Genomic DNA, 22,392 nt, shown 5'->3' on the forward strand with positions numbered 1-22,392 from the left:
TGTTACTGGATGTTGTCTACTGCGGTGGTGGCGAGCTCGAAGAGGTTCTCCGAGATCGGTGCGATACCGGCGGCATCCGCTCCGACCTGCTGGCCCTCGTCGCTGATGATGTAGCTGAGGTACGCCTGAACGAGCTCAGCGGCTTCGGCATCTTCGTACTCGTTGCACGCGATGAGGTAGCTGATGAGAACGATCGGGTAGACGCCCGCCTCGGTCGACTCGCGGTCGAGCTCGATGGCGAGGTCGCCGTCCTCGCGACCCTCGACGAACGGCGAGGCGTCGACGATGGCGGCAGCGGCCTCGGCGGAGTACTCGACGAACTCGTCGCCCACCTGCACGGCGACGGTTCCGAGGTCGCCGGCCTGCGAGGCGTCGGCGTAACCGATGGTTCCGGTTCCGTTCGTCACGGTGTCGACGACACCCGAGGTCTGGTTGGCGGCTTCGCCACCGTAGGGCCAGTCACCGCTGACCTCGGCGTCCCACACGTCGGGTGCGGTCGCGCTGAGGTACTCGGCGAAGTTCTCGGTGGTTCCCGACTCGTCCGCGCGGTGCACCGCGGTGATGGCGGTGTCGGGAAGGTCGACGCCCTCGTTCAGCTCGGCGATGGCCGGGTCGTTCCAGGTCGTGATCTCGTCGGTGAAGATCCCCGCGATGGTCGCGGAGTCCATGTTGAGGGTCTCGATGCCGTCGAGGTTGAAGATGACGGCGATCGGCGAGATGTAGGCGGGGATCTCGATGATTCCCGTTCCGGGGACGCACGAACCGAACTCGTCGGCTTCGAGGGCCTCGTCGTCGAACGCGGCGTCGGAGCCCGCGAACGAGCTTCCGCCGGCGATGAACGTGTCGCGGCCTGCGCCCGAACCCGAGGGGTCGTACTCGACGGTCACGTCGCTGTTGGCTTCCTGGAAGCCAGCGGTCCAGGCCTGCTGTGCGGCCTGCTGCGATGATGCGCCAGCGCCGACGAGCGTGCCGGTGAGGCTGGATTCGCTGCCCGAGTCGGAGTCGGTCGTGCCGCCCTCGTTCGCAGCGCAAGAGGAGAGGAGAATCGCGCCCGCGGCGGCGATGACGGCCGCGCGGCCAAGACGATTGAACTTCACAGTGTTCCCTTCGGGGGTGATTGCTGGGTGCGGGCCGGTGCTGACCCGAGATCCGACGGTAGTCACCCCGCGTGTCCAGGCTCGTCCGCTTCGGTGAACGGACGGTGAACAGACGTCGAATGGTCGACGATCCTCCGGGGGTCTCCGCGCGCTCAGAGCGCGGGTGAGTATGTCTCGACCGACACGATCGAGTGCGGCTGCGACGTCGACACGTGCACGACGGCGACGTCGCCCGTGTCGAGCATGGAGGCGTGACGGAGAGCGCGACGTCCGATCGCGCCTGTCGCGGCGCCCACCCGGTCGAGGATGTCCGGCAGAACCGGCCCGTGGCTGCACAGGACGGCCGACACGGCGCGTGCGAGCCTCTTGTCGATGACGCGCTCGACGTTCGCGTCGCCATCCTCGTGGGCGTCTTGGCTGATGGCCGCGGTCGCTTTGACCTCGAGCCCCGTGAGGGTCGAGACGGGCTCGATCGTCGCGAGGCAGCGCGCCGCCGTGCTGCTCACGAGTTTGCGGGGCCCGAAGCTCGCGACCGCTCTCGCGATGCTCGCGGCCTGGTCGTGGCCGAGCGGTTCGAGCGGGCGGGAGGCGTCGGGGCCTCGCCAGGTGCTCGCGGGCACGGCTTTGCCGTGGCGGAGCGCCATGATCGCGAAGGTGCGGGCGGTGTTGCGCTCGATGCGTGCGGCGAGCCCGTCGAGCACGCCGCGATCGTGGTCGTAGGTGAGGGTGCTCCGTGCGGCGGCGAGGGGGAGCCACTCGATCGAGGCGACCTCGGTGTTCGGAGTGAAGTCCGAGGCTTTGCGCGCCGCATCCGTCACCTCGGCCGCCCAGAAGTGAACGACTTTTCCCCGCCCGCCGGGGAGGGGGTACTCGATCGACCCGAGCGAGGCACCGAGGGTCACCGCGAGCCCGGTCTCTTCGCGCGTCTCGCGCACGGCGGTCTCGGGCAGAGTCTCGCGCGCTTCGACCTTGCCTTTCGGAAAGGAGACATCCTCGTGCTCGTCGCGTCGGATCACGAGAACGAGCACGGTGCCGTTGCGCTCGCGCCAGCACACCGTTCCGGCGGCGACGACCGTCGACATCGTCGGCGGCATTACCGCAGAACCCCGCCGCGTTTGCGCTGAGCGATGCGTCTCATCATGACGTTCTGCATGTCACGGAGGGGCTTGTCGTCGGGGCCGGCGGTGTGCGGCGTCCAGGTTCCGTCACCCGAGAGCGTCCAGCACGCGGTGTCGGGGGCGGTGGCGAGCTCGAAGAGGTTGTGGATCTGCCTGATGTGCTCGCTGCTCGTGAGCCTCACGAGAGCCTCGATGCGGCGGTCCAGGTTGCGGTGCATCATGTCGGCGCTGCCGATGTAGACCTGGGGGTCGTCATTGTTGACGAACGAGAAGACGCGCGAGTGCTCGAGGTAGCGACCGAGCACCGAGCGCACGGTGATGTTCTCGCTCAACCCCTCGACGCCAGGGCGCAGCACACAGATGCCGCGCACGACGAGCTCGACGGGAACCCCCGCGGCGCTCGCGCGGTAGAGGGCGTCGATGATCGCCTCGTCGACGATCGAGTTGAGTTTGATCCGGATACCCGACGGAAGACCGCGCTTGGCGTTGGCGGTCTCGGTGTTGATGTGCTTGATGAGCCCCTTGCGCAAGTGGAGGGGGGCGACGAGGAGTCTCTTGAATTTGCGCTCGATGGCGTAACCCGAGAGCTCGTTGAAGAGCCGCGTGAGGTCTTTGCCGACAGTGTCGTCGGCGGTCAGGAGACCGAGGTCCTCATAGATGCGCGACGTCTTGGGGTTGTAGTTTCCCGTGCCGATGTGGCTGTAGTGCCGCAGTCGACCGTCGGCTTCCTGTCGCACGACGAGCGCGAGCTTGCAGTGCGTCTTGAGCCCGACGAGGCCGTAGACCACGTGCACGCCGGCCTTCTCGAGCTTGCGCGCCCACGTGATGTTCGCTTGCTCGTCGAAGCGCGCCTTGATCTCCACGAGCGCGAGCACTTGCTTGCCCGATTCGGCCGCGTCGATGAGCGCCTCGACGATGGGGGAGTCGCCGCTCGTGCGGTAGAGGGTCTGCTTGATCGCGAGCACGTTGGGGTCGGCCGCGGCTTGCTCGAGGAAGGCCTGCACACTCGTGGCGAACGACTCGTACGGGTGGTGCAGGAGCACGTCTTGCCGGGCGATCGACCCGAAGATGTCGGGTTTCGCGTTGGGCTCGGTGGGCATGAGCTGCGCCGCGGTCGTGGGCACGTGCTTGCGGTACTTGAGGTGCGGGCGGTCGATCTTGGTGATGTCGAACAGACCGCCGAGGTCGAGGGGAGCGGGGAGGCGGTATACCTCCTGCTCGGTGATGCCGAGCTCGCGCACGAGGAGGTCGAGGGTCACGGGATCCATGTCGTCGGTGATCTCGAGGCGGATGGGCGGACCGAACCGTCGACGCAGCAGTTCGCGCTCGAGAGTCTGGATGAGGTTCTCGGACTCGTCTTCTTCGAGCACGACGTCTTCGTTGCGCGTGACCCGGAACTCGTGGTGGTCGAGCACCTCCATGCCGGGGAAGAGGTGACCGAGGTGGTTCGAGATGAGGTCTTCGAGCGGGATGAACCGCATCGATCCCGATCCGTCGTCGGGGAGGGGCACGAATCGGGGGAGCATCGACGGAACCTTGAGTCTGGCGAACTCGGTGTTGCCGCTCTTGGGGTGACGGATGCGCACGGCGAGGTTGAGTGAGAGACCCGAGATGTAGGGGAACGGGTGCGCGGGGTCGACCGCGAGAGGCATGAGCACGGGGAAGATCTGAGTCGAGAAGATCTCTTCGAGTCGCACCCGGTCAGCCGCGTCGAGGTCGTTCCACGACTCGATGTGGATGTCTGCCTCGGAGAGCGCCGGCTTCACGAGGTCGGTGAAGGCGGCCGCGTGACGCGACTGCAGGTCGTGCGCCGTGCGCGCGATGTGCGCGAGCACGTCGCTCGGTGCGCGGCCCACGTTCGTCGGCACCGCGAGGCCCGTGACGATGCGGCGCTTGAGTCCGGCGACGCGCACCATGAAGAACTCGTCGAGGTTGCTCGCGAAGATCGCGAGGAAGTTCGCGCGCTCGAGCAGCGGGAGCGCGGGGTCTTCGGCGAGCTCGAGCACGCGCGTGTTGAACGCGAGCCAGCTGAGCTCGCGGTCGAGGTAGCGATCGGCTGGGAGGCTGCCGTCATCCGACCACGTCGACTCGTCGTCGTAATCGTCGTCGATCAGGTCGGCTCCGACGGCATCGCCGACATAGGTCTCGCTATCCATGACCCCATGATGCCACCAGGGGTCGGTGCGCATCGTCGCGATCGGTGAACGGAGCCTTAACCCGCGGCGTGGAGCGGGGGCGTCGGGGTCGGCGCGTACTGCACGTCGATCGTGTGATCGACGAAACCGACCGAGCGGTAGAGCGAGACGGCGGCGACGTTGTCTCCGTCGACGTAGAGGCTCGAGGTGCGGATGCCGCGGGCGACGAGTCTCGCGAGCCCGCTCTCGACGAGTCGGCGACCGAGTCCGCTGCCCTGGGCCTCGGGAGCGACGCCGACGGCGTAGAACTCGCCGATCCCGTCGACGGTCTTGAGCCAGCAGAAGCCGATCATCGCGCCGCCGTCGTCGCGCGCCACGAGGAAGTCGTCGGCATCGAACCACGGCTCGGCGATCCTCGCGTCGAGGTCGGCTTGCGTGAGCTTGCCTTGCTCGGGGTGCGACGCGAAGGCGGCGGCGTTGACGGCGAGCCACTCGGAGTCGTCGACGTCGACCCGGAAGGAGCGCACGTCTGCGGCCGTGCCGTTCTGCTCGACGGGGTCGAGTCTCAGCTGGAGGAGCTCACGAGTCACAGCGAGTCCGCGCGACCGGGCGAGGGCGCGGGCCCCGGGGTGATCGCCGTGGGCCCAGAGGAGCGCGTCGTGATCGGTGACTCGCAGAACCTCGTCGAGGAGCCTCGCGCCGTGCCCCCGGCGCCGCTCGTCGGGGTCGACGACGGCCTCCGCTTCGGCGGGTGCGGCGTCGCCGGGCGAAGAAGCGGGCGAGGCCGCGGCGATCGAGACCGCCGCGACCGAGGCGATCTCCCCCGTCTCGACCGACCTCTCCGCGACGAGGGTGCGCGCGCCCGAGCGCGCATCGATGAGGGTCTGGTCGGAGAACGGCGGTTGGCCGTCGACATCCGCCGCCCGCGCCGCGAGGGCGAGAACCGATCGCACGTCGTCGGCATTCCGAGGATCGATGATCTCGAAGGGGCTCCGGACGTCGAGCGACTCAGCGGGTGGATTGGCCACGGAGCTCCGAGTCGTCTTCGTGCAGGTTGAAGCGGTAACCGACGTTGCGCACGGTTCCGATGAGCGACTCGAGGTCGCCGAGCTTCGCCCGGAGCCGACGCACGTGCACGTCGACCGTGCGCGTGCCGCCGAAGTAGTCGTAGCCCCACACCTCGCTCAAGAGCTGTTCGCGCGTGAACACGCGAGAGGGGTGCGTCGCGAGAAACCGCAGGAGCTCGAACTCTTTGAACGTGAGGTCGAGCGGGCGACCGTGCACCTTGGCCGAGTAGCTCGCCTCGTCGATGACGACACCCGAGGCCTGGATCTTTCCCGAGTTGGGGTCGTTCGTCTGACGAGCGACGACGAGCCGGATGCGCGCATCCACTTCGGCGGGCCCCGCGGTCTCGAGGATGACGTCGTCGATCCCCCATTCGGCGTTGACCGCCGTGAGCCCGCCCTCGGTGAGGATGAGCATGAGAGGCACGTTGATGCCCGTCGTCTTGAGGATCTTGCACAGCGACTTGGCGCTCGCGAGGTCGTATCGCGCGTCGACGAGCAAGAGGTCGCAGCTCGGCGCGTTGATGAGTTGAGCGGGCTCGGCGGGGATCTGCCGAGTCTTGTGACTGAGCAGGCTGAGTGCCGGAAGCACCTCGCTGTTGACCGCGGGGGTCAGAATCAGCAGCTGAGCCACGCGTCCTCCTGATGAGCCAGGACTGAAGTCTATAAGGAGCGTCGCCGCCGTCCGCGCCGTGCGGCACGACGCGCTCAGCGAGGTGAGGCAGAATCGGATCATGTCTCTGCTCGTGAAGTCCGCCCTCCCGGTGTGGACCGTCGTCGTCGTGGGGGCGGTGCTCATCGGCGTTCTCGTCGAGCCGGCGGCGCAGATCGACTTCGTGACGATCCTCCTCGCGGCCGCGATCATCCTGACTTTCTGCCTGCAGATCGCCCTCGTGCAGAAGGAGGGCCTCGTCACCCGCATCATGGCGACCGTGGGCGGCTCGATCGTTCTGCTCGCCATCGCGACCGTCGTCTTGACGCTCATCTGAAGAGGGGGAGGATAGGATTATGGACATGCTGCTCGCGATCGAACTCTTCTTCGTCGGCCTTCTCGTGCTGGCGACTCTCGCGATCGGTTACATCTCCGTTCTCGTGGTCTACAACCTCTACAAGGGCCAGAGCTGACCCGGTGACATCACCGTTCGGAACGCACTCATGATCGAGCTCGACTCCGGGCTCCCCTCGGAGCTCGTGCCTCTCTCCTGGCTCATCGGAGTGTGGGAAGGAACGGGCGTCGTCGGCTACGACGTCGGCGACGACGAGACGCGCAACTACGAGTTCGGCCACCGCGTGAGCTTCAGCCACGACGGGCTGCCCCACCTCAACTACACCTCGTACACGTGGCTCATCGACCCTGCCGTGGGCAGTGATTCGGCTACCGAGTCGATGCCCCTCGCGACGGAGACCGGATACTGGCGGCTGAGCCGCCCCGCGACCGACGGCGACCCCGGTCCCGGCCTCCTTCCGGGTGTCGGGGCGCGGCCGTTCGCGACGACCGACTCCGTCGAAACCCTGCGCAACGCCGCGGGAGGTTTCGACATCGAGGTCTCCCTCGTGCACCCGGGCGGGGTGAGCGAGCTCTACGTCGGCCAGGTCAAGGGAGCGCGGATCGACCTGTCGACCGACGCCGTGTTGCGGTCGGCGAACTCCAAGAACCACGCGGCATCCACGCGGCTCTACGGTCTCGTCGAGAACCACCTGCTCTGGGCGTGGGACATCGCCGCCCTCGGCCTCGAGTTGCGCACGCACGCGTCGGGGAGGCTCGCTCGTGTCGAGTGAGTTCCTCGCGCGGCCGGGAGCGGTCGAAGCGGGCGACCTCGGGGTCGCCGCGCACTACGGCGACCCGTTCCGCGAGCAGCGCGCGCTCGCCGCGGGCGACGCGATCGTCGACCTCTCCCACCGCGCGATCGTGACCGTGTCGGGGCCCGACCGACTCACGTGGATCGACTCGATCACGAGCCAGTCCGTCGCGCGGCTCGCCCCCGGGGAATCGAGCGAAACCCTCGTGCTCGACCAGAACGGTCGCCTCGAATACGCGGCCGGTCTCATCGACGACGGTGACACGCTGTGGATGCTCGTCGACGCGGCGTCGGCCCCCGGTCTCGTCGCCTGGCTCGACCGGATGAGGTTCATGCTCCGGGTCGAGGTCGCCGATCGCTCGGCCGACTTCGCCGCGATCGGCTCGCGTGCGGGGATCGCGACGGCCGCGACGCCGCACGGCGTGCCACTCGACTGGCGTGACCCGTGGTCTGCCGTGTCGCCCGGCGGCTACCAGTACGCCGCGGAAGCCGAGCATCCGGCCCTCGACTGGCAGTGGACGGAGCAGATCGTCGAGCGTGAACGGCTCGCCGAGATCGCCGCGGGGTATCCCCTCGCGGGCCTCCTCGCCTACGAGGCGCTGCGCATCGCCGCGTGGCGGCCCGCGCGCGACACCGAGGTCGACGAGAAGTCGATCCCGCACGAACTCGATTGGCTGCGCACGGCCGTGCACCTGAACAAGGGTTGCTACCGGGGGCAGGAGACGGTGGCCAAAGTCCACAACCTCGGTCACCCCCCGCGCCGACTCGTCATGCTGCACCTCGACGGGTCCGACGACGTGCTCCCGATCGCGGGCGACGACGTTCTCCTCGGCGACGTCGTGGTCGGTCACGTGACCGCGGCGGCACAGCACTTCGAACTCGGGCCGATCGCGCTCGCCGTCATCAAGCGCACGACCGACGCCTCGGCGGCGCTCCGGGTGCTCTCGAAGGGAACCGAGGTCGCCGCGGCTCAGGAGACCATCGTGCCGACCGATGCCGGCGCTGTCGCCGACGTGGCGCGCTTGCCCCGCCTGGGTGCCGTGCGGCGCTGACCGTGTCGACACCCGCACCCGACCCGTCGGCGATGCGCCGGTTCGAAAGGTCGATCCGCCGTCGGATCGAACTGACCCAGAGGGCCCGCAGGCTCACGGCGTCGATCCCCGCCGTGCTCCAGATCACGGTCGCGGCCACCGCGGCGTATGCCGTCGCGCGGTTCCTGCTCGGCCACGAGCTGCCGATCGTCGCGGTGACCGTCACGATCACCGCCCTCGGGTTCACGCGAGACGCTCGGCCCCGGCGCGTGCTCGAGACGATCGTGGGCATCCTCGTGGGCATCACCCTGAGCGAGGCGATCGTCGTGCTCACCGGCTCGGGAATCTGGCAGCTCGCCCTCGTCTTGGCCACGACTCTGCTCGTCGCCCGCTTCTTCTCGCCGAGCGCCTCGTTCGCGATCGCCGCCGCGGTGCAGTCGATGCTCGTCGTCGTGCTCCCCGCTCCCGACGGCGGGGTCTTCGTCCGCAGCGTCGACGGCCTCGTCGGGGGAGTGCTCGCCCTACTCGTGACGGCGCTCATCCCGCGCGACCCCCGGCGCGCGGCCCAGCGCGACAGCCGGCGCTTGTTCGCGACGATCGACGAGTCGCTGCAGACCGTCGTGACGGCGCTCGAGCGCGGCGACGAGCCTGCGGCAGACCTCGCCCTCACACGGTTGCGCCGCACGCAGGAACTCGTCGACGCCTGGTCGGAGTCGCTCGAGTCGGCGATCGGCATCGCCACGATCTCGCCGTTCCTGCGGCGCCACCTCCCCGAACTTTCGCGGCACTCCCGCCAGCTCGCCGGTCTCGACCTCGCGACGCGTCACTTGCGGATCATCACTCGCCGCGTCGACTTTCTCGTGCGCGACGGGGCGCCCCGGCCGCAACTGGCCGAGCTCATGAACGAGGTTCGCGAGGGCATCCGTTTGCTCGAGTCCGACCCCGAGGCGTCTCGCGTCGTGCTCACGGCCGTGGGCGAGCGGTTGTCTCCCGGAAGCGAGCTCCCCGATTCGGAGATGACCGAGGCGGTCATCGTCTTGCTCTTGCGCCCCCTCGTCGTCGATGTGCTCGTCGCGAGCGGCCTCAGTTCGGCCGAAGCGCGGGAGTGTCTCCCCGACGTCTGACGATCGGGCGCGAGACTCGGCGGCCCGACGAGTCGGCAGCGTCCACCACGTCGCGCGGTCAGGGTGCCCAGCGGAATCCCGCCGGGGCGACCGCGTGCCAATCGACGGTCACTTCGCCGAGGCGCGAGCGCGACCGGGCGTCGCGCACGGGCCATCCCGCCGACTCGAGGGCATCCACGGTCGCGATCCAACGCTGGGTGGGACCCCACGGCGAGAGGTTCGCTGCGACCGACCACGCGCGGTCGAGATCCTCGAGGAGGGCGTGGATGCGTTCGCCCGCGACGTTGCGGTGGATGAGGGCTTTCGGCAGTCGTTCCGCCACGATCGAGGGCGTCTCGAGTCCGCTCACGCGCAGACTCACCGTGAGGGTGCGCGGGCCCTCCGCGCCGATCGCGACCCAGCTCGAGACGCGGCCGATCTCGTCGCACGTGCCCTCGACGACGATGCCGGCGGGGGCGAGCCTCGCCGACATCCGCCGCCACTGGGGGAGCACGTCGGCTTCGTCGTACTGCCTCAAGACATTGAACGCGCGGATCACGTCGGGTCTCTCGCCTCCCGGCAGCGCGACCTCGAAACCTCCGACCCTGAAGGTGACCCCGGGGCGCTCCGACCGCTTCGCGACCTCGACGCGCGCCGGATCGATCTCGACTCCGACGACCCTCACGAGCGGATGCGAGCGGGCGAGCCGTCGATGCAGTTCGAGTGTCGTCGTAGCCGACGCGCCGAAACCGAGGTCGACCACGAGGGGCCTCTCGATCGCCCGCACGACGGCGCTCGCTTCGATCCAGCGGTCGACGCGCCTGAGCCTGTTGGTCCCCGTCGTGCCGCGTGTGACGGAACCGATAGGCATAGTCGATTCTCTCGTGACTCAGCGCTGCCCGCGGCGCTCGCGGCGGGCTTGTCGGGCTCGTCGGCCTCGACGGGCGAGGCATCCGATTCCTGCGGGCGCGACGCCTCTCGATAGGCTGGGAGCATGACCCATACCCTCATTCTCTTGCGTCACGGCAACTCCCTGTGGAACCAGAAGAACCTCTTCACGGGGTGGGTGGATGTGCCCCTCACCGACCAGGGGCGAGCAGAAGGCAAGCGCGCGGGCGAGCTCCTGCTCTCGTCGGGAATCCTCCCCGACGTGCAGCACACCTCGCGTCTCAAGCGGGCCATCCAGACCGCCAACATCGCGCTCGAGGTCGCCGACCGTGACTGGATCGACGTGCGGCGTTCGTGGCGACTCAACGAGCGTCACTACGGTGCCCTGCAGGGCAAAGACAAGGCGCAGACGCTCGCCGAATACGGAGCCGAGCAGTTCCAGACCTGGCGCCGGTCGTTCGACGTGCCGCCGCCCGAGCTCGACGCCGACGACGAGTACTCGCAAGTGCACGACCCGCGATACGCCGACCTCGGTGACGGTGTTCCGCGCACCGAGTCTCTCGCCCTCGTGATCGAGCGCATGCTGCCGTATTGGGAGTCCGACATCATCCCCGACCTCGCCGACGACAAGACCGTTCTCGTGACGGCGCACGGCAACTCGCTGCGCGCGCTCGTCAAGCATCTCGACGGCATCTCCGACGGCGACATCGCCGAGCTCAACATCCCGACCGGCATCCCGCTCGTCTACGAGCTCGACGACTCGTTCGCGCCGACGAGGCCCGCGCGCTACCTCGACCCCGAAGCCGCCGCGGCGGGTGCGGCGGCCGTCGCGGCCCAGGGCAAGAAGTAGGGCTGCGCCCCGGCCGTATCCGGGGCAGGCAACGCGAAAGCGCTGCGGGCCTGAGCTCGCAGCGCTTTCGTGTGTTCGTGGGTGGTGCTACGCAGTCGCGCTGAATTCACCGGTCGCGAGGTACTGGATGTTCTTCGCGATGGTCACGGCGTGATCCGCGAAACGCTCGTGGTAGCGGCTCGCGAGGGTCGAATCGACGGTGTCGACGGCGGCACCCTTCCAGGTCTCGCCGAGCACGGCGTCGAAGACGCCGACGTGCAGCTCGTCGATGCGGTCGTCGTCGTTTCGGATCTCCTCGGCGAGCTTGAGGTCTTCGGTGCGGAGGAGCTCGGTGAGCTTCTTGGCGATGGCGACGTCGAGAACGCCGAGCTCGTGGAACGTCTCGCGCAGGCTCGACGGAACGACCTTCTCGGGAAAGCGGTAGCGGGCGAGCTGGGCGATGTGCTCCGACAGGTCGCCCATGCGCTCGAGCGAGGCGCTGATGCGCAGGGCGCTCACGACGATGCGCAGGTCACGCGCGACCGGCTGCTGGCGGGCGAGGATGTTGATCGCGAGCTCGTCGAGCGCGAGAGCGGCGCTGTCGATCTTGCGGTCGTCGGCGATGACGAGCTCGGCGAGCGAGACATCCGACTCGTTGAACGCCCGCGTGGCGTTCTCGATGGCGTTCTCGACGAATTCGGCCATCTCGACGAGACGGTCCTGAACCTCTCGCAATTCCTGCTGGAAGACTTCGCGCATGGTCGTGACATCCCTTTCACTGCAGCGTGGATGTTCCCACACAGGTCCATTCAGCTTCGTCGCACCAGGTTAACAACCGGTGGTGGATGGCTGAACAGATTCCAAAGTACCCGGGTGCGAGGGTCCCCCGCTGACGGCGAGCCGTCGGCGAGTAACTAATCTGGATGCATGGACCCCGTTTGGTTGGTGCCTGCGTCGCTGATCTTCGGGTTGGTCGTCGGGGCGGGCATCGTGACCCTGCTGCACTTCGCGGCCCTCCGAGGCGAACGCGCGCACCGGGTCATCAACTCGGCGGTGCCCGACGGGGTGGATGCCGTCATCGACACTCTCGAGTCGGCCGCGGTCGTCATCGACCCGTCGAACATCGTCGTCAAGGCGTCGACGGGGGCACTGACCTACGGGCTCGTGTGGAACCAGTCGATCGTGCACCCCGAGCTGCTCGACATCGTCGATCGCGTGCGTCGCTCGGGCGAGTCGATCAGCGACGAGATCGAGCTGTCGCGCGGTCCGTCGGGAGAGACGACGATCGTGCTCTCGGTGCGCGTGGCGCGACTCGGCGCCCGCCACGTCATCCTCCTCGCCGAAGACCGCACGGAGTCGCACAGGCTCGACGCCGTGCGTCGCGACTTCATCGCGAACATCAGCCACGAACTCAAGACCCCGATCGGCGCCGTCGGACTTCTCGCCGAGGCCCTCCAGGCTGCGGCGAAAGAGCCAGACCAGGTCAAGAGGTTCGCCAAGCGCCTCACAAAAGAGGCCAACAGGCTCGCGCGCATCACGCAGGAGATCATCGAGCTCTCGAGGCTGCAGTCCGCCGATCCGCTCACGGCGCCCGAGGTCGTGTCGATCGACTCGGTCGTCGCCCACGCGGTCGACCAGTCGCGGGTCGCGGCCGACGACGCCAAGATCACGGTGCGCACGGGAACACCGACGGGAGCGGAAGTCTACGGAGACGAGACCCTCCTCGTGACCGCGCTGCACAATCTCATCGTCAACGCCGTGCAGTACTCCCCGAAGAATTCCCGCATCGGCGTGGGGGTGCGCACGGTCGACGGCCTCGTCGAGATCGCCGTGACCGACCAGGGCGTCGGCATCCCCGAAGACGAACTCGACCGCGTCTTCGAGCGCTTCTTCCGCACGGATCCCGCTCGCTCCCGCCGAACCGGGGGCACCGGGCTCGGCTTGAGTATCGTCAAGCACGTCGCGCAGAATCACGGTGGCGACGTGCGGGTGTGGTCTCAGGTCGGTCGCGGCTCGACCTTCACGATCCGACTCCCCGAAGCAGCGCGGCCCGCTGCGACAGCATCAGGAGAAACGCTATGACCCGCATCCTCATCGTCGAAGACGAATCCTCACTCAGCGAGCCCCTCGCTTTCCTTCTCGAGCGCGAGGGCTACGAGACGACGATCGCGAAAGACGGTCGCAAGGCGCTCGACGAGTTCGAGCGCAACGGGGCCGACCTCGTGCTCCTCGACCTCATGCTGCCCGGTGTCTCGGGCACCGAGGTGTGCCGCGAGATCCGCACGCGCTCGACGGTGCCGATCATCATGCTCACGGCGAAAGACAGCGAGGTCGACATCGTCGTGGGGCTCGAACTCGGAGCCGACGATTACGTCACGAAGCCGTACTCGACGCGAGAGCTGCTCGCGCGCATCCGCGCAGTGCTGCGTCGCCGCACCGATCTCGACGACGAGCCCGACGGCACACTCGAGGCCGGCGACGTGCGCATGGACCTCGAGCGCCACACCGTCGCGGTCGACGGCAAAGAGATCGCGATGCCGCTCAAGGAGTTCGAGCTCCTCGAGCTTCTGCTGCGCAACGCCGGTCGGGTGCTTACGCGCGGCCAGCTCATCGACCGGGTGTGGGGGGCCGACTACTTCGGCGACACCAAGACGCTCGACGTGCACATCAAGCGCATCCGCTCGAAGATCGAGAAAGTGCCGAGCGAACCCGTCATGCTCGTGACGGTGCGAGGGCTCGGATACCGCTTCGAGGCGTAGCTCGCACGCGCGCCGCCCGGACTACGGGCGGCCGGTCACTCGGACTCAGTGGTCTCCGCGGTCCCCGTGTCGTCGTCGGCGGTGTCGTCGTCCGTCGTCGGCACGAGGTCGGCGTATTCCGGGCGGTCGCCGTCGAGCACGGGAACCCGCAGCTCTTCGGCGCTGTCGTCGTACTGGAAGTAGACCGGGAAGAGCCCGCCGAGTTCGGCGTCGATGCCGCGGAGGAGAAACTGGTTGCCCCCGGTTCCGAGGTCGCGGACCGTGCCGGCGGGGATGTAGACGTTGCGGTCGACGCGGCCGTTCGGGCCCTCCCATGACACGGACATCGCGACGTTCTGCTGGCCCGTGTTGACGAAGCTCGTGACGAGGTTGCCGGTCTCACCGTCATCCGTGAGGAGCATCGTATTGAGCACCCGCACGGAGCCGACGGTCGCGCCCACGCCGTCGCTCGGGTCGTAGACCTTCTGGGTCGCCTGCACGGCGGTGAAGGTGCAGCCGCTCAGGGCCAGGGCGGCGGTAGCGGCCAGGACGATGGATGTCGCGCGTCTTCTCACGAGTCCACCTTACTTTGCGCGATGGGCGACGACTGAGTAAGGCCACCCTTACTGAGAAAACGCTGTGGTAAACTGAGCGCCGCAGAATGGAGTTCCATCAATGCTTTTTGAGGTCGGCGAAACCGTCGTATATCCCCACCACGGTGCCGCAACTATCACCGAAGTCAAAATCCGCACCATCAAGGGCGAAGAGAAGATGTATCTCAAGCTCAACGTGACTCAGGGTGACCTGACGATCGAGGTGCCAGCCGACAACGTCGATCTGGTCGGCGTGCGCGATGTCATCGGCCGTGAGGGCCTGGACAAGGTCTTCGAGGTCTTGCGGGCACCGTTCACCGAGGAGCCGACCAACTGGTCGCGTCGCTACAAGGCGAACCTCGAGAAGCTCGCGTCGGGCGATGTCATCAAGGTCTCGGAGGTCGTTCGCGACCTGTGGCGCCGCGATCAGGACCGCGGCCTCTCGGCCGGAGAGAAGCGGATGCTCGCGAAGGCGCGGCAGATCCTCATCTCCGAGCTCGCGCTAGCCGAGAAGACCGACGAAGAGAAGGCCTCGACGGTCCTCGACGAGGTGCTGGCGTCCTAGCGGAGCCAGCTCCCGATCGGCTCGTGTGGCCGTGATCGGCGCACAATCATGATCGGTGTCATCGTCGTGGCCGCGGGCAGCGGGACTCGCTTGGGCGAGGGCCGCCCCAAGGCTCTCGTCGACCTCGCGGGCCGCAGTATCCTCGCGCGCTCGCTCGACGCCGTCTTCGCGCTCACGCAGCCGGTGCGTGTCGTCGTCGTCGCTCCACCGACGCACCTCGACGAGACCAGATTGGCGTGCGCGGAGGCCGCGGGCGCCGCGCACGAACACCTGAGCGTCGTGGTCGGCGGGGCCTCTCGTCAGACGTCGGTGCTCGCGGGGCTCGGCGCGTTGCCCGACGACGTCGACATCGTGCTCGTGCACGATTGCGCTCGAGCGTTCACCCCGACGGCGCAGTTCGAGGCCGTCGCGGCGGCGGTGCGCCATACGGGAGGCGGAGTCATCCCCGCGCTCCCGGTGACCGACACCATCAAGCGCACCGATTCGACCGGCGCCGTCATTGAGACACCGGATCGCGCCTCCCTCGTCGCGGTGCAGACACCTCAGGGATTTCCCCGCGACGCCCTCGCCGAGGCCTACGCGAGCGCGACCGTCGAGCACACCGACGACGCGTCGCTCTTCGCCGCTGCGGGGGGCCGGGTCACGACGGTCGCGGGCGACGCCCTCGCCTTCAAGATCACGACGCCGTGGGACCTCGGGCGCGCCCAGCAACTCGCTCGCGATGCCGGAGCGCAGCGCGCGCCATCCGTCGTCACCGGCATCGGCATCGACGTGCACGCCTACGACGACGAGAGCCCGCTGTGGCTCGGCGGACTGTACTGGCCGGGCGAGCGGGGCCTCGCGGGGCACAGCGACGGTGACGCCGTGAGCCACGCGATGTGCGACGCGCTCCTCTCCGCCGCCGGTCTCGGTGACATCGGCGGACGATTCGGCACGTCCGACGCGCGATTCTCGGGGGCACACGGCGACGTCTTCCTCCGCGAGACCGTGCGGCTCGTGACCGACGCGGGATTCACGATCGCGAACGTCGCCGTGCAGGTCGTGGCCCGGGCCCCGAAGCTCGCGCCGCGCCGCGACGAGATGCAGACGCTCCTCTCCGCACTCGTGGGAGCACCCGTGAGCGTCTCCGCCACCACGACCGACGGCCTCGGGTTCACCGGTCGCGCCGAGGGCGTCGCCGCCGTCGCGACGGTGCTGCTCGAACGCAGTCGTTAAGCTTGCTCCCGTGACAGTGCGCCTCTACGACTCGAAGTCGCAAACCCTCGAAGACTTCGTCCCGCTCGTCGACGGCCGCGTCGGCATGTACGTGTGCGGACCGACGGTGCAATCGTCGCCCCACATCGGCCACTTGCGATCGGCTCTCGTCTACGACCAGTGGTCGAGATGGTTCGAGCACCGCGGCTACCGCGTGACCCTCGTGCGCAACGTCACCGACATCGACGACAAGATCCTCGCGGCATCCGACGGGTCGACCGAAGAGTGGTGGGCGCTCGCCTACCGGGTCGAGCTCGAGTTCAGCGCGCACTACGCGGCGCTCGGCATCCGCCCGCCCACGTACGAGCCGCGTGCGACGGCGAGCGTCGAGCACATGCAGGCCCTCATCGCCCGACTCATCGAGCGCGGTCACGCCTACCCCGCGAGCGACGGATCTGCCGACGTCTACTTCGACACGAAGTCGTGGGGTCGCTACGGCGAGCTCACCCACCAGGATCCCGACGACATGGCCGCCGCGACCGATGCCGACCCGCGAGGCAAGCGCGACCCGCGGGACTTCGCCCTGTGGAAGACGCGCAAAGACTCCGAGCCCGCATCGGCCTCGTGGGCCTCCCCGTGGGGCGACGGTCGGCCGGGCTGGCACATCGAGTGCTCGGCGATGTCGGCCCGCTACCTCGGCGACCACTTCGACATCCACGGCGGAGGTCTCGACCTGCGTTTTCCGCACCACGAGAACGAGCTGACGCAGTCCGCTGCCGCGGGGGCCGAGTTCGCCAACTACTGGGTGCACAACGGCCTCGTGACGGTCGACGGCCAGAAGATGTCGAAATCGATCGGCAACTCGATCTTCGCGCGCGACTTCCTCGCCTCGGCGCGCCCGCTCGTCGTGCGCTACTATCTCGGCGCCGCGCACTACCGGTCGACGATCGACTACCACGAGGGTTCGCTCGTCGAAGCCGAAGCGGCGCTCGACCGCATCGAGGTGTTCCTCCGTCGCGCCGAGCGCAGGCTCGCCGACACGCGCTTCGCCTCGATCGCGGATGCGAGCGTTCCCGACGCTTTCGCCGCGGCGATGGATGACGACCTCGCCGTTCCCGAGGCTCTCGCCGTCGTGCACGAGCGCACGCGAGCCGGCAACGCCGCGCTCGACGCCGAAGACCTCGAGGGGGCGGCATCCGCGAGGCGCGACGTTCTCGCGATGACCGACGTTCTCGGCATCAACCCTCTCGCGCCGGAGTGGCAGTCGACCGACTCGACCCCCGCGGCAGGCGCACTCGCGACGCTCGTCGCCTCGCTCCTCGAGCAGCGCGACGAGGCGAGGGCGACCCGCGACTTCTCCGCCGCCGACCGCATCCGCGATGACCTGGCCGCAGCCGGCATCCACATCGAAGACACCCCCACGGGGCCGGACTGGAGAATCGAACAATGAAGAGCAACGGTGCGAAGCCCCGAGCGGGCGCAGTGCGCAAGGGACGCAAAGGTCCGCAGGTAGGATCGGGCGGCCAGGGCAGGCAGGCCCTCGAGGGCAAGAAGCCCACCCCGAAAGCCGAAGACCGGCCGTATCACCCCGCCGGAAAGCGCAAGGCGGCGGCGGAGCGACTTTCGGCCGCGGGCGGCGGCAAGCGCGCCGCGTCCACCGGTGGCGGTTCCGGTCGCTCGGACCAGCGCCCCGCGGCGGCATCGGGTGGGGCTCGTCGCCCCAAGCAGAGCGACGACATCGAGGTCGTCACCGGACGCAACTCGGTGCTCGAGGCGCTGCGGGCCAAGATCCCCGCGACCGCGCTCTACGTGGCGACGCGCATCGAGTACGACGACCGCGTCAAAGAAGTCATGAACATCGCGACGAAGCGTGGCCTGCCGATCCTCGAGGTCATGCGCCCCGAGCTCGACCGCCTCGCCGGCTTCGACTCCGTGCACCAGGGCCTCGCCCTCAAGGTGCCGCCGTACGAGTACGCGCACCCGGGTGAGCTGCTCGACAAGATCATCTCGCGCGGGCAGAAGCCGTTGCTCGTCGCGCTCGACGGCATCACCGACCCGCGCAACCTCGGGGCGATCATCCGGTCGGTCGCCGCCTTCGGTGGGCAAGGCGTGATCGTGCCTCAGCGTCGGTCGGTGGGGCTCACCGCGTCGGCGTGGAAGACCTCGGCGGGTGCTGCGGCTCGCACCCCCGTCGCGATGGCCGCGAACCTCACGCAGACCCTCAAGTCGTTCAAGGAGCGCGGCGTGTTCGTGCTCGGGCTCGACGGCGAGGGCGACGTCGACCTGCCCGGTCTGAGCTGGGCGACCGAGCCTCTCGTCGTCGTCGTCGGCAGCGAAGGCAAAGGCCTCTCGCGCCTCGTGACCGAGACGTGCGACGCGGTCGTGTCGATCCCGATCAGTGCGTCGACGGAGTCGCTCAACGCGGGGATCGCGGCATCCGTGACCCTCTACGAGATCCAGAAGCTGCGCGCCGCCGCCAAGCGCTGACGCCCGCCTCCGCCGCGCCTCCAGCAACGCCACCCCCAAACAACGCAGTTTCCGCGAGCGTACGTCGGATCCGACGTACGCTCGCGGAAACTGCGCACATTGGGCGGGGGGACGGCCGCGGGGTCAGACCTTACTGCGCCAGTCGTCATCGTCGAGCAGCTCGACGGGAACGGTGAACGTGCCCGTGGGCGGGTCGATCACGGTCGCCTCGTCTCGGCGGTGGCGCAGGACGGTGTCGATGTAACTGCTCACCGCTTCGGCGAGCGGCACGTCGCGGCTCTCGTTCTGCGAGAGGTACCAGCGGTGCTCGAGCATCTGGTGGAACATCTCCGCGGGCTCGAGGCGACCCTTGAGGTCTTTCGGGATGGCGCGCACGACGGGTTCGAACACGGTCGCGAGCCACTCGTGCGCGACCATCTCCTCGTCGAGGTCGCGCTTCGAGAGCGTCGCCGAATAGGAGTCGAGGTCGTTGAGGAGGCGCCTCGCCTGATTCTCCTGGGCGTCGAGTCCCGTGAGTCGCAGCAAGCGGCGGGAGTGGTGTCCGGCGTCGACGACCTTGGGCTGAATGCGCACCTGGGTTCCGGAGTCGTCGGTCTTGATCGCGAGCTCCTCGATGTCGAACCCGAGATCGTTGAGGCGCTCGACGCGCTGGCTGATGCGCCAGCGTTCACTCGACGAGAACGACTCCGAGCCCGTGAGCTCGACCCACAGCGTGCGGTATGCCGCGACGATGCCGTCGCTCACGGCGACCGGGTCGAGGGCCTCGTCGGTGCGCCCACCCGCCGCGAGGTCGAGCAGTTCGCCGGCGATGTTGACGCGCGCGATCTCGAGGTCGTTCTCCCGCTGGCCGTTCGAGAGACCGTTGTAGAGCTGCCCGGTCTCGGCGTCGACGAGGTAAGCCGAGAAGGCTCCGGCGTCGCGGCGGAAGAGGGTGTTGGAGAGCGAGACGTCGCCCCAGAAGAAGCCGATCATGTGCAGCCGCACGAGGAGCACCGCGAGGGCGTCGATGAGCCTCGTCGCGGTGTCGGGTCGGAGGGTCTGGGAGTAGAGCGCCCGGTAGGGGAGCGAGAACTTGAGGTGCCTCGTGATGAGCACGGCCTCGAGGGGCTCGCCGTCGTCATCCGTGCGGTTGGTGATGACCGCGATGGGGTCGACGCACGGCACGTCGAGCCTCTGCAGGGTGCGGAGCATCTCGTATTCGCGCTTCGCGAGCTCGACCGAGGTCTCTTTGATCGCGATGACGTACCCGCTCAAGTGCACGAACCGCACGAGGTGGCGGGAGATGCCCTTCGGGAGCGCAGCGATCGAGTCGTCGGGCCAGGTGTCGAGGGGGCGGTTCCACGGGAGGTCGAGAAGCGCCGGGTCGACGATGGCCGAGGTGATGTTGAGGGAGCCGCTCACAGTGAATCCTGACTGCTGGGGCCGCGCCGCGACCGGGTGAGAAACGAGAAAGCCTGCCGGGGTCTCGAGTCGAGTCCCCGGCAGGCTGTGACGAGCGGTGAGGTCAGACCGTGACCGGCTTGCTCAGGCGCTGGCCCGACTCGATGTCGAACACGTGGATGTGCTTCGGCTCGGGAGTGATGAACACCGTCTCGCCGGCGTTCGGGTGCATGCGACCATCGACCCGCGCGACGATGTCGACACGGCGACCGTCGACCTCGTGGTGACCGTAGAGGTACCCGTCGGCGCCGAGCTCCTCGACGAGGTCGACCTCGACCGAGAGGCCCTCGCCGGTGGTCGACACGAAGAGGTCTTCGGGTCGCACACCGATCGTGGCCTTGTTGCCCGACGAGGCCGCGAGGGTCTCGCGCTCGACGGGGGCGACGGCCGTACCGAAGGTGATTCCCGTGTCGACGATGTTCGCCTCGAAGAGGTTCATCGCGGGCGACCCGATGAAGCCGGCGACGAACACGTTCTGCGGCTTCTCGTAGAGGTCGCGAGGCGTTCCGACCTGCTGGAGCACGCCGTCTTTGAGAACCGCGATGCGGTCACCCATCGTGAGCGCCTCGGTTTGGTCGTGGGTCACGTAGACGGTCGTGACGCCGAGTCGACGCTGCAGCGACGCGATCTGCGTGCGGGTCTGCACGCGGAGCTTGGCGTCGAGGTTCGAGAGCGGCTCGTCCATGAGGAACACCTGGGGTTGGCGCACGATCGCGCGACCCATCGCGACACGCTGACGCTGACCACCCGAGAGGGCCTTCGGCTTGCGGCCGAGGTAGGGCTCGAGGTCGAGCAGCTTCGCCGCCTCGAGAACGCGCGTGGCGCGCTCATCCTTGTTGACGCCCGCGATCTTGAGCGCGAAGCCCATGTTCTCGGCGACCGTCATGTGGGGGTAGAGGGCGTAGTTCTGGAAGACCATCGCGATGTCGCGGTCTTTCGGCGGAACGTCGGTGACGTTGCGGTCACCGATGAGGATGTTGCCGTCGTTGACCTCTTCGAGGCCCGCGAGCATGCGGAGCGACGTGGACTTTCCGCAACCGGAGGGTCCGACGAGAACGAGGAACTCGCCGTCGGCGACCTGGAGGTCGAGCGAGTCGACGGCCGGGGTCGTGGATCCCGGGTAGAGGCGGGTTGCCTTGTCGAATGTGACTGATGCCATGACTGTACTTCTCCTTCACCGGCAGGTACGTGCCGGACGATCCGTAGTGAATGGATGTGGGGTGAGTCATCATCCCGTGGCGAGCGTCTGTGCGCGCCACGGGCCATTATGCCACTGTCACCCGTTCGGGGTAACCCTCCGCGTCGGTCGCGCTCAGGTGGCTTCGTTAGGCTGGGGCGGCATTTGTGACCGGAAATTGGATGAGGTTGTATGACTGGCGACGGCTCCGACATCGAGCGCATGAGCAAGAATCAGCGCCGCGAGATGGCGCGCAACAAGGCGCGCGCGCTCCGCGAGCAACAGCGTAAGAAGGAGCGCCGCGGCAAGTTCCTGCTCCAGGGCGGCATCATCGTCGGCTTGCTCGCCGTCGTCGCGATCGTGACCATCGTGGTCGTCGGTTCGATCCGTCCGCCCGGCCCCGGCCCCGCCAACATGGCGAGCGACGGCATCGTCATCGGCGAGGGGTTCACCGCGGTGACGACCCCCGCGCTCGCCGCGGACGAGGAACCCGTCACGACGGCGGTCGACCCCGAGAGCGATGTCATCCCGATCGAGGTCTGGGTCGACTACCAGTGCCCGTTCTGCGCGGACTTCGATTCGGCGAACAAGGAGCTCCTCGAGACCCTCCTCCAAGAGGGCGCCGCGACCATCGAGATCCACCCCGTCGCAATCCTCGACCGTGCGTCGGCCGGCTCGCGCTACTCCACTCGTGCGGCGAACGCCGCGGCGTGCGTCGCGTCGTACTCTCCCGACCGCTTCTGGGCCTTCGACGGCCTCATGTTCGAGAACCAGCCCGCCGAGGGCGAGACCGGTCTCACCGACGAGCAGCTCATCGAGATCACCCGCGACGCCGAGGTCGACGCCCCGACCGTGATCAGCGAGTGCATCGACGACCTCGAGTTCGAGAACTGGGTGGATGCCTCGACCGAGCGCGCCACGGCAGACGAGTCGCTCTTCAACGAGGACGGCAACTTCGTGACCCCGACGATCTTCGTCGCGGGCGAGCGCTACCCCGGTCCGGCCGACGACCCGACCGTGTTCGCCCAGTTCGTCGCGGCCGCGGACGGCGAGGCCTTCACCGAGGAGACCTCTCCGTCGGCGTCACCGTCGCCCTCGCCGAGTCCCTGACCGCGCCGCGCGTGGCGCCTGTCG

Annotated in this window: 22 protein-coding genes; 12 read left to right on the forward strand and 10 right to left on the reverse strand. The window is 68.2% G+C overall.

The genetic code is table 11. The features are described 5' to 3' along the window. Positions 1-2 precede the first annotated feature (2 nt). The 5 genes from ACLHIH_RS13745 to ACLHIH_RS13765 all read right to left on the reverse strand — a co-directional run bounded on the left by ACLHIH_RS13745 (position 3) and on the right by ACLHIH_RS13765 (position 6,048). Positions 3-1,097, reverse strand: a complete 1,095-nt coding sequence (locus ACLHIH_RS13745; RefSeq protein WP_411317410.1) for a phosphate ABC transporter substrate-binding protein PstS — start codon at positions 1,095-1,097, stop codon at positions 3-5. 152 nt (positions 1,098-1,249) lie between these two features. Continuing rightward, the gene (locus ACLHIH_RS13750; RefSeq protein ID WP_411317411.1) at positions 1,250-2,191 is read right to left on the reverse strand and encodes an NUDIX hydrolase; all 942 of its coding nucleotides are present in this window, start codon (positions 2,189-2,191) and stop codon (positions 1,250-1,252) included. Then, positions 2,191-4,371, reverse strand: coding sequence for an RNA degradosome polyphosphate kinase (locus tag ACLHIH_RS13755; RefSeq protein ID WP_411317412.1), 2,181 nt, complete (start codon positions 4,369-4,371; stop codon positions 2,191-2,193). The genes ACLHIH_RS13750 and ACLHIH_RS13755 overlap by 1 nt, the downstream gene beginning before the upstream one ends. Before the next feature lie 56 nt (positions 4,372-4,427). Continuing rightward, positions 4,428-5,378, reverse strand: a complete 951-nt coding sequence (gene mshD / locus ACLHIH_RS13760) for a mycothiol synthase (RefSeq protein WP_411317413.1) — start codon at positions 5,376-5,378, stop codon at positions 4,428-4,430. Then, positions 5,359-6,048, reverse strand: coding sequence for a DNA-binding response regulator (locus ACLHIH_RS13765; protein WP_411317414.1), 690 nt, complete (start codon positions 6,046-6,048; stop codon positions 5,359-5,361). The genes mshD and ACLHIH_RS13765 overlap by 20 nt, the downstream gene beginning before the upstream one ends. A 100-nt stretch (positions 6,049-6,148) precedes the next feature. On the opposite strand from ACLHIH_RS13765, the gene ACLHIH_RS13770 reads away from it, so the two are divergent. From ACLHIH_RS13770 to ACLHIH_RS13785, 4 genes are all read left to right on the forward strand, one after another. Continuing rightward, the gene (locus ACLHIH_RS13770) at positions 6,149-6,403 is read left to right on the forward strand and encodes a hypothetical protein (RefSeq protein ID WP_411317415.1); all 255 of its coding nucleotides are present in this window, start codon (positions 6,149-6,151) and stop codon (positions 6,401-6,403) included. Between the two features lie 166 nt (positions 6,404-6,569). Then, the gene (locus ACLHIH_RS13775; RefSeq protein WP_411317416.1) at positions 6,570-7,193 is read left to right on the forward strand and encodes an FABP family protein; all 624 of its coding nucleotides are present in this window, start codon (positions 6,570-6,572) and stop codon (positions 7,191-7,193) included. Next, entirely contained in the window at positions 7,183-8,265 is a 1,083-nt protein-coding gene (locus tag ACLHIH_RS13780; protein ID WP_411317417.1) for a YgfZ/GcvT domain-containing protein, read from the forward strand. Before ACLHIH_RS13775 ends, ACLHIH_RS13780 begins: the two co-directional genes overlap by 11 nt. Positions 8,266-8,267: 2 nt before the next feature. Further along, positions 8,268-9,368 (forward strand): FUSC family protein, encoded by a 1,101-nt coding sequence (locus ACLHIH_RS13785; protein ID WP_411317418.1) that lies wholly within the window; start codon positions 8,268-8,270, stop codon positions 9,366-9,368. A 58-nt stretch (positions 9,369-9,426) separates the two neighbouring features. Here ACLHIH_RS13785 and ACLHIH_RS13790 read toward each other — a convergent pair whose 3' ends face one another. After that, a complete protein-coding gene (locus tag ACLHIH_RS13790; RefSeq protein ID WP_411317419.1) occupies positions 9,427-10,218 on the reverse strand; it encodes a class I SAM-dependent methyltransferase in 792 nt (263 codons plus the stop codon). A gap of 123 nt (positions 10,219-10,341) precedes the next feature. Between ACLHIH_RS13790 and ACLHIH_RS13795 the strand changes: the two genes are divergently transcribed. Beyond that, positions 10,342-11,085 (forward strand): phosphoglyceromutase, encoded by a 744-nt coding sequence (locus ACLHIH_RS13795; RefSeq protein WP_411317420.1) that lies wholly within the window; start codon positions 10,342-10,344, stop codon positions 11,083-11,085. An 87-nt stretch (positions 11,086-11,172) separates the two neighbouring features. Here the strand turns inward: ACLHIH_RS13795 and phoU are convergent, their stop codons facing one another. Further along, complete coding sequence (phoU, locus tag ACLHIH_RS13800; protein ID WP_411317421.1) at positions 11,173-11,823, reverse strand: phosphate signaling complex protein PhoU; 651 nt, start codon at positions 11,821-11,823, stop codon at positions 11,173-11,175. 168 nt (positions 11,824-11,991) lie between these two features. On the opposite strand from phoU, the gene ACLHIH_RS13805 reads away from it, so the two are divergent. Both ACLHIH_RS13805 and ACLHIH_RS13810 read left to right on the forward strand, forming a co-directional pair. Next, positions 11,992-13,146, forward strand: coding sequence for a sensor histidine kinase (locus ACLHIH_RS13805; protein ID WP_411317422.1), 1,155 nt, complete (start codon positions 11,992-11,994; stop codon positions 13,144-13,146). Continuing rightward, on the forward strand, positions 13,143-13,823 hold the full coding sequence (locus ACLHIH_RS13810; protein ID WP_411317423.1) for a response regulator: 681 nt from the start codon (positions 13,143-13,145) through the stop codon (positions 13,821-13,823). Before ACLHIH_RS13805 ends, ACLHIH_RS13810 begins: the two co-directional genes overlap by 4 nt. A 35-nt stretch (positions 13,824-13,858) precedes the next feature. On the opposite strand, the gene ACLHIH_RS13815 is transcribed toward ACLHIH_RS13810, so the two are convergent. Then, a complete protein-coding gene (locus tag ACLHIH_RS13815) occupies positions 13,859-14,377 on the reverse strand; it encodes a hypothetical protein (protein ID WP_411317424.1) in 519 nt (172 codons plus the stop codon). 100 nt (positions 14,378-14,477) lie between these two features. Here ACLHIH_RS13815 and ACLHIH_RS13820 point away from each other — a divergent pair, with 100 nt between their 5' ends. The 4 genes from ACLHIH_RS13820 to rlmB are packed head-to-tail and all read left to right on the forward strand — an operon-like array spanning position 14,478 to position 18,641. Further along, positions 14,478-14,960: a CarD family transcriptional regulator gene (locus ACLHIH_RS13820; protein WP_411317425.1), complete on the forward strand. Its 483-nt coding sequence runs from the start codon at positions 14,478-14,480 to the stop codon at positions 14,958-14,960. A 48-nt stretch (positions 14,961-15,008) separates the two neighbouring features. After that, a complete protein-coding gene (gene ispD / locus ACLHIH_RS13825) occupies positions 15,009-16,175 on the forward strand; it encodes a 2-C-methyl-D-erythritol 4-phosphate cytidylyltransferase (RefSeq protein ID WP_411317426.1) in 1,167 nt (388 codons plus the stop codon). Positions 16,176-16,185: 10 nt separating this feature from the next. Further along, a complete protein-coding gene (cysS, locus tag ACLHIH_RS13830) occupies positions 16,186-17,604 on the forward strand; it encodes a cysteine--tRNA ligase (RefSeq protein ID WP_411317427.1) in 1,419 nt (472 codons plus the stop codon). Then, positions 17,601-18,641: a 23S rRNA (guanosine(2251)-2'-O)-methyltransferase RlmB gene (gene rlmB, locus ACLHIH_RS13835; RefSeq protein ID WP_411317428.1), complete on the forward strand. Its 1,041-nt coding sequence runs from the start codon at positions 17,601-17,603 to the stop codon at positions 18,639-18,641. Before cysS ends, rlmB begins: the two co-directional genes overlap by 4 nt. A gap of 123 nt (positions 18,642-18,764) precedes the next feature. On the opposite strand, the gene ACLHIH_RS13840 is transcribed toward rlmB, so the two are convergent. Both ACLHIH_RS13840 and ACLHIH_RS13845 read right to left on the reverse strand, forming a co-directional pair. Continuing rightward, a complete protein-coding gene (locus tag ACLHIH_RS13840) occupies positions 18,765-20,042 on the reverse strand; it encodes a DUF4032 domain-containing protein (RefSeq protein WP_411317429.1) in 1,278 nt (425 codons plus the stop codon). A 103-nt stretch (positions 20,043-20,145) separates the two neighbouring features. Next, on the reverse strand, positions 20,146-21,240 hold the full coding sequence (locus tag ACLHIH_RS13845; RefSeq protein WP_411317430.1) for an ABC transporter ATP-binding protein: 1,095 nt from the start codon (positions 21,238-21,240) through the stop codon (positions 20,146-20,148). Positions 21,241-21,450: 210 nt separating this feature from the next. Between ACLHIH_RS13845 and ACLHIH_RS13850 the strand changes: the two genes are divergently transcribed. Further along, positions 21,451-22,368 (forward strand): DsbA family protein, encoded by a 918-nt coding sequence (locus ACLHIH_RS13850; RefSeq protein ID WP_411317431.1) that lies wholly within the window; start codon positions 21,451-21,453, stop codon positions 22,366-22,368. The last annotated feature ends 24 nt before the right edge of the window (positions 22,369-22,392 follow it).

This window comes from Marisediminicola sp. LYQ134, from assembly GCF_046599635.1.
Classification (GTDB): Bacteria; Actinomycetota; Actinomycetes; order Actinomycetales; family Microbacteriaceae; genus Marisediminicola.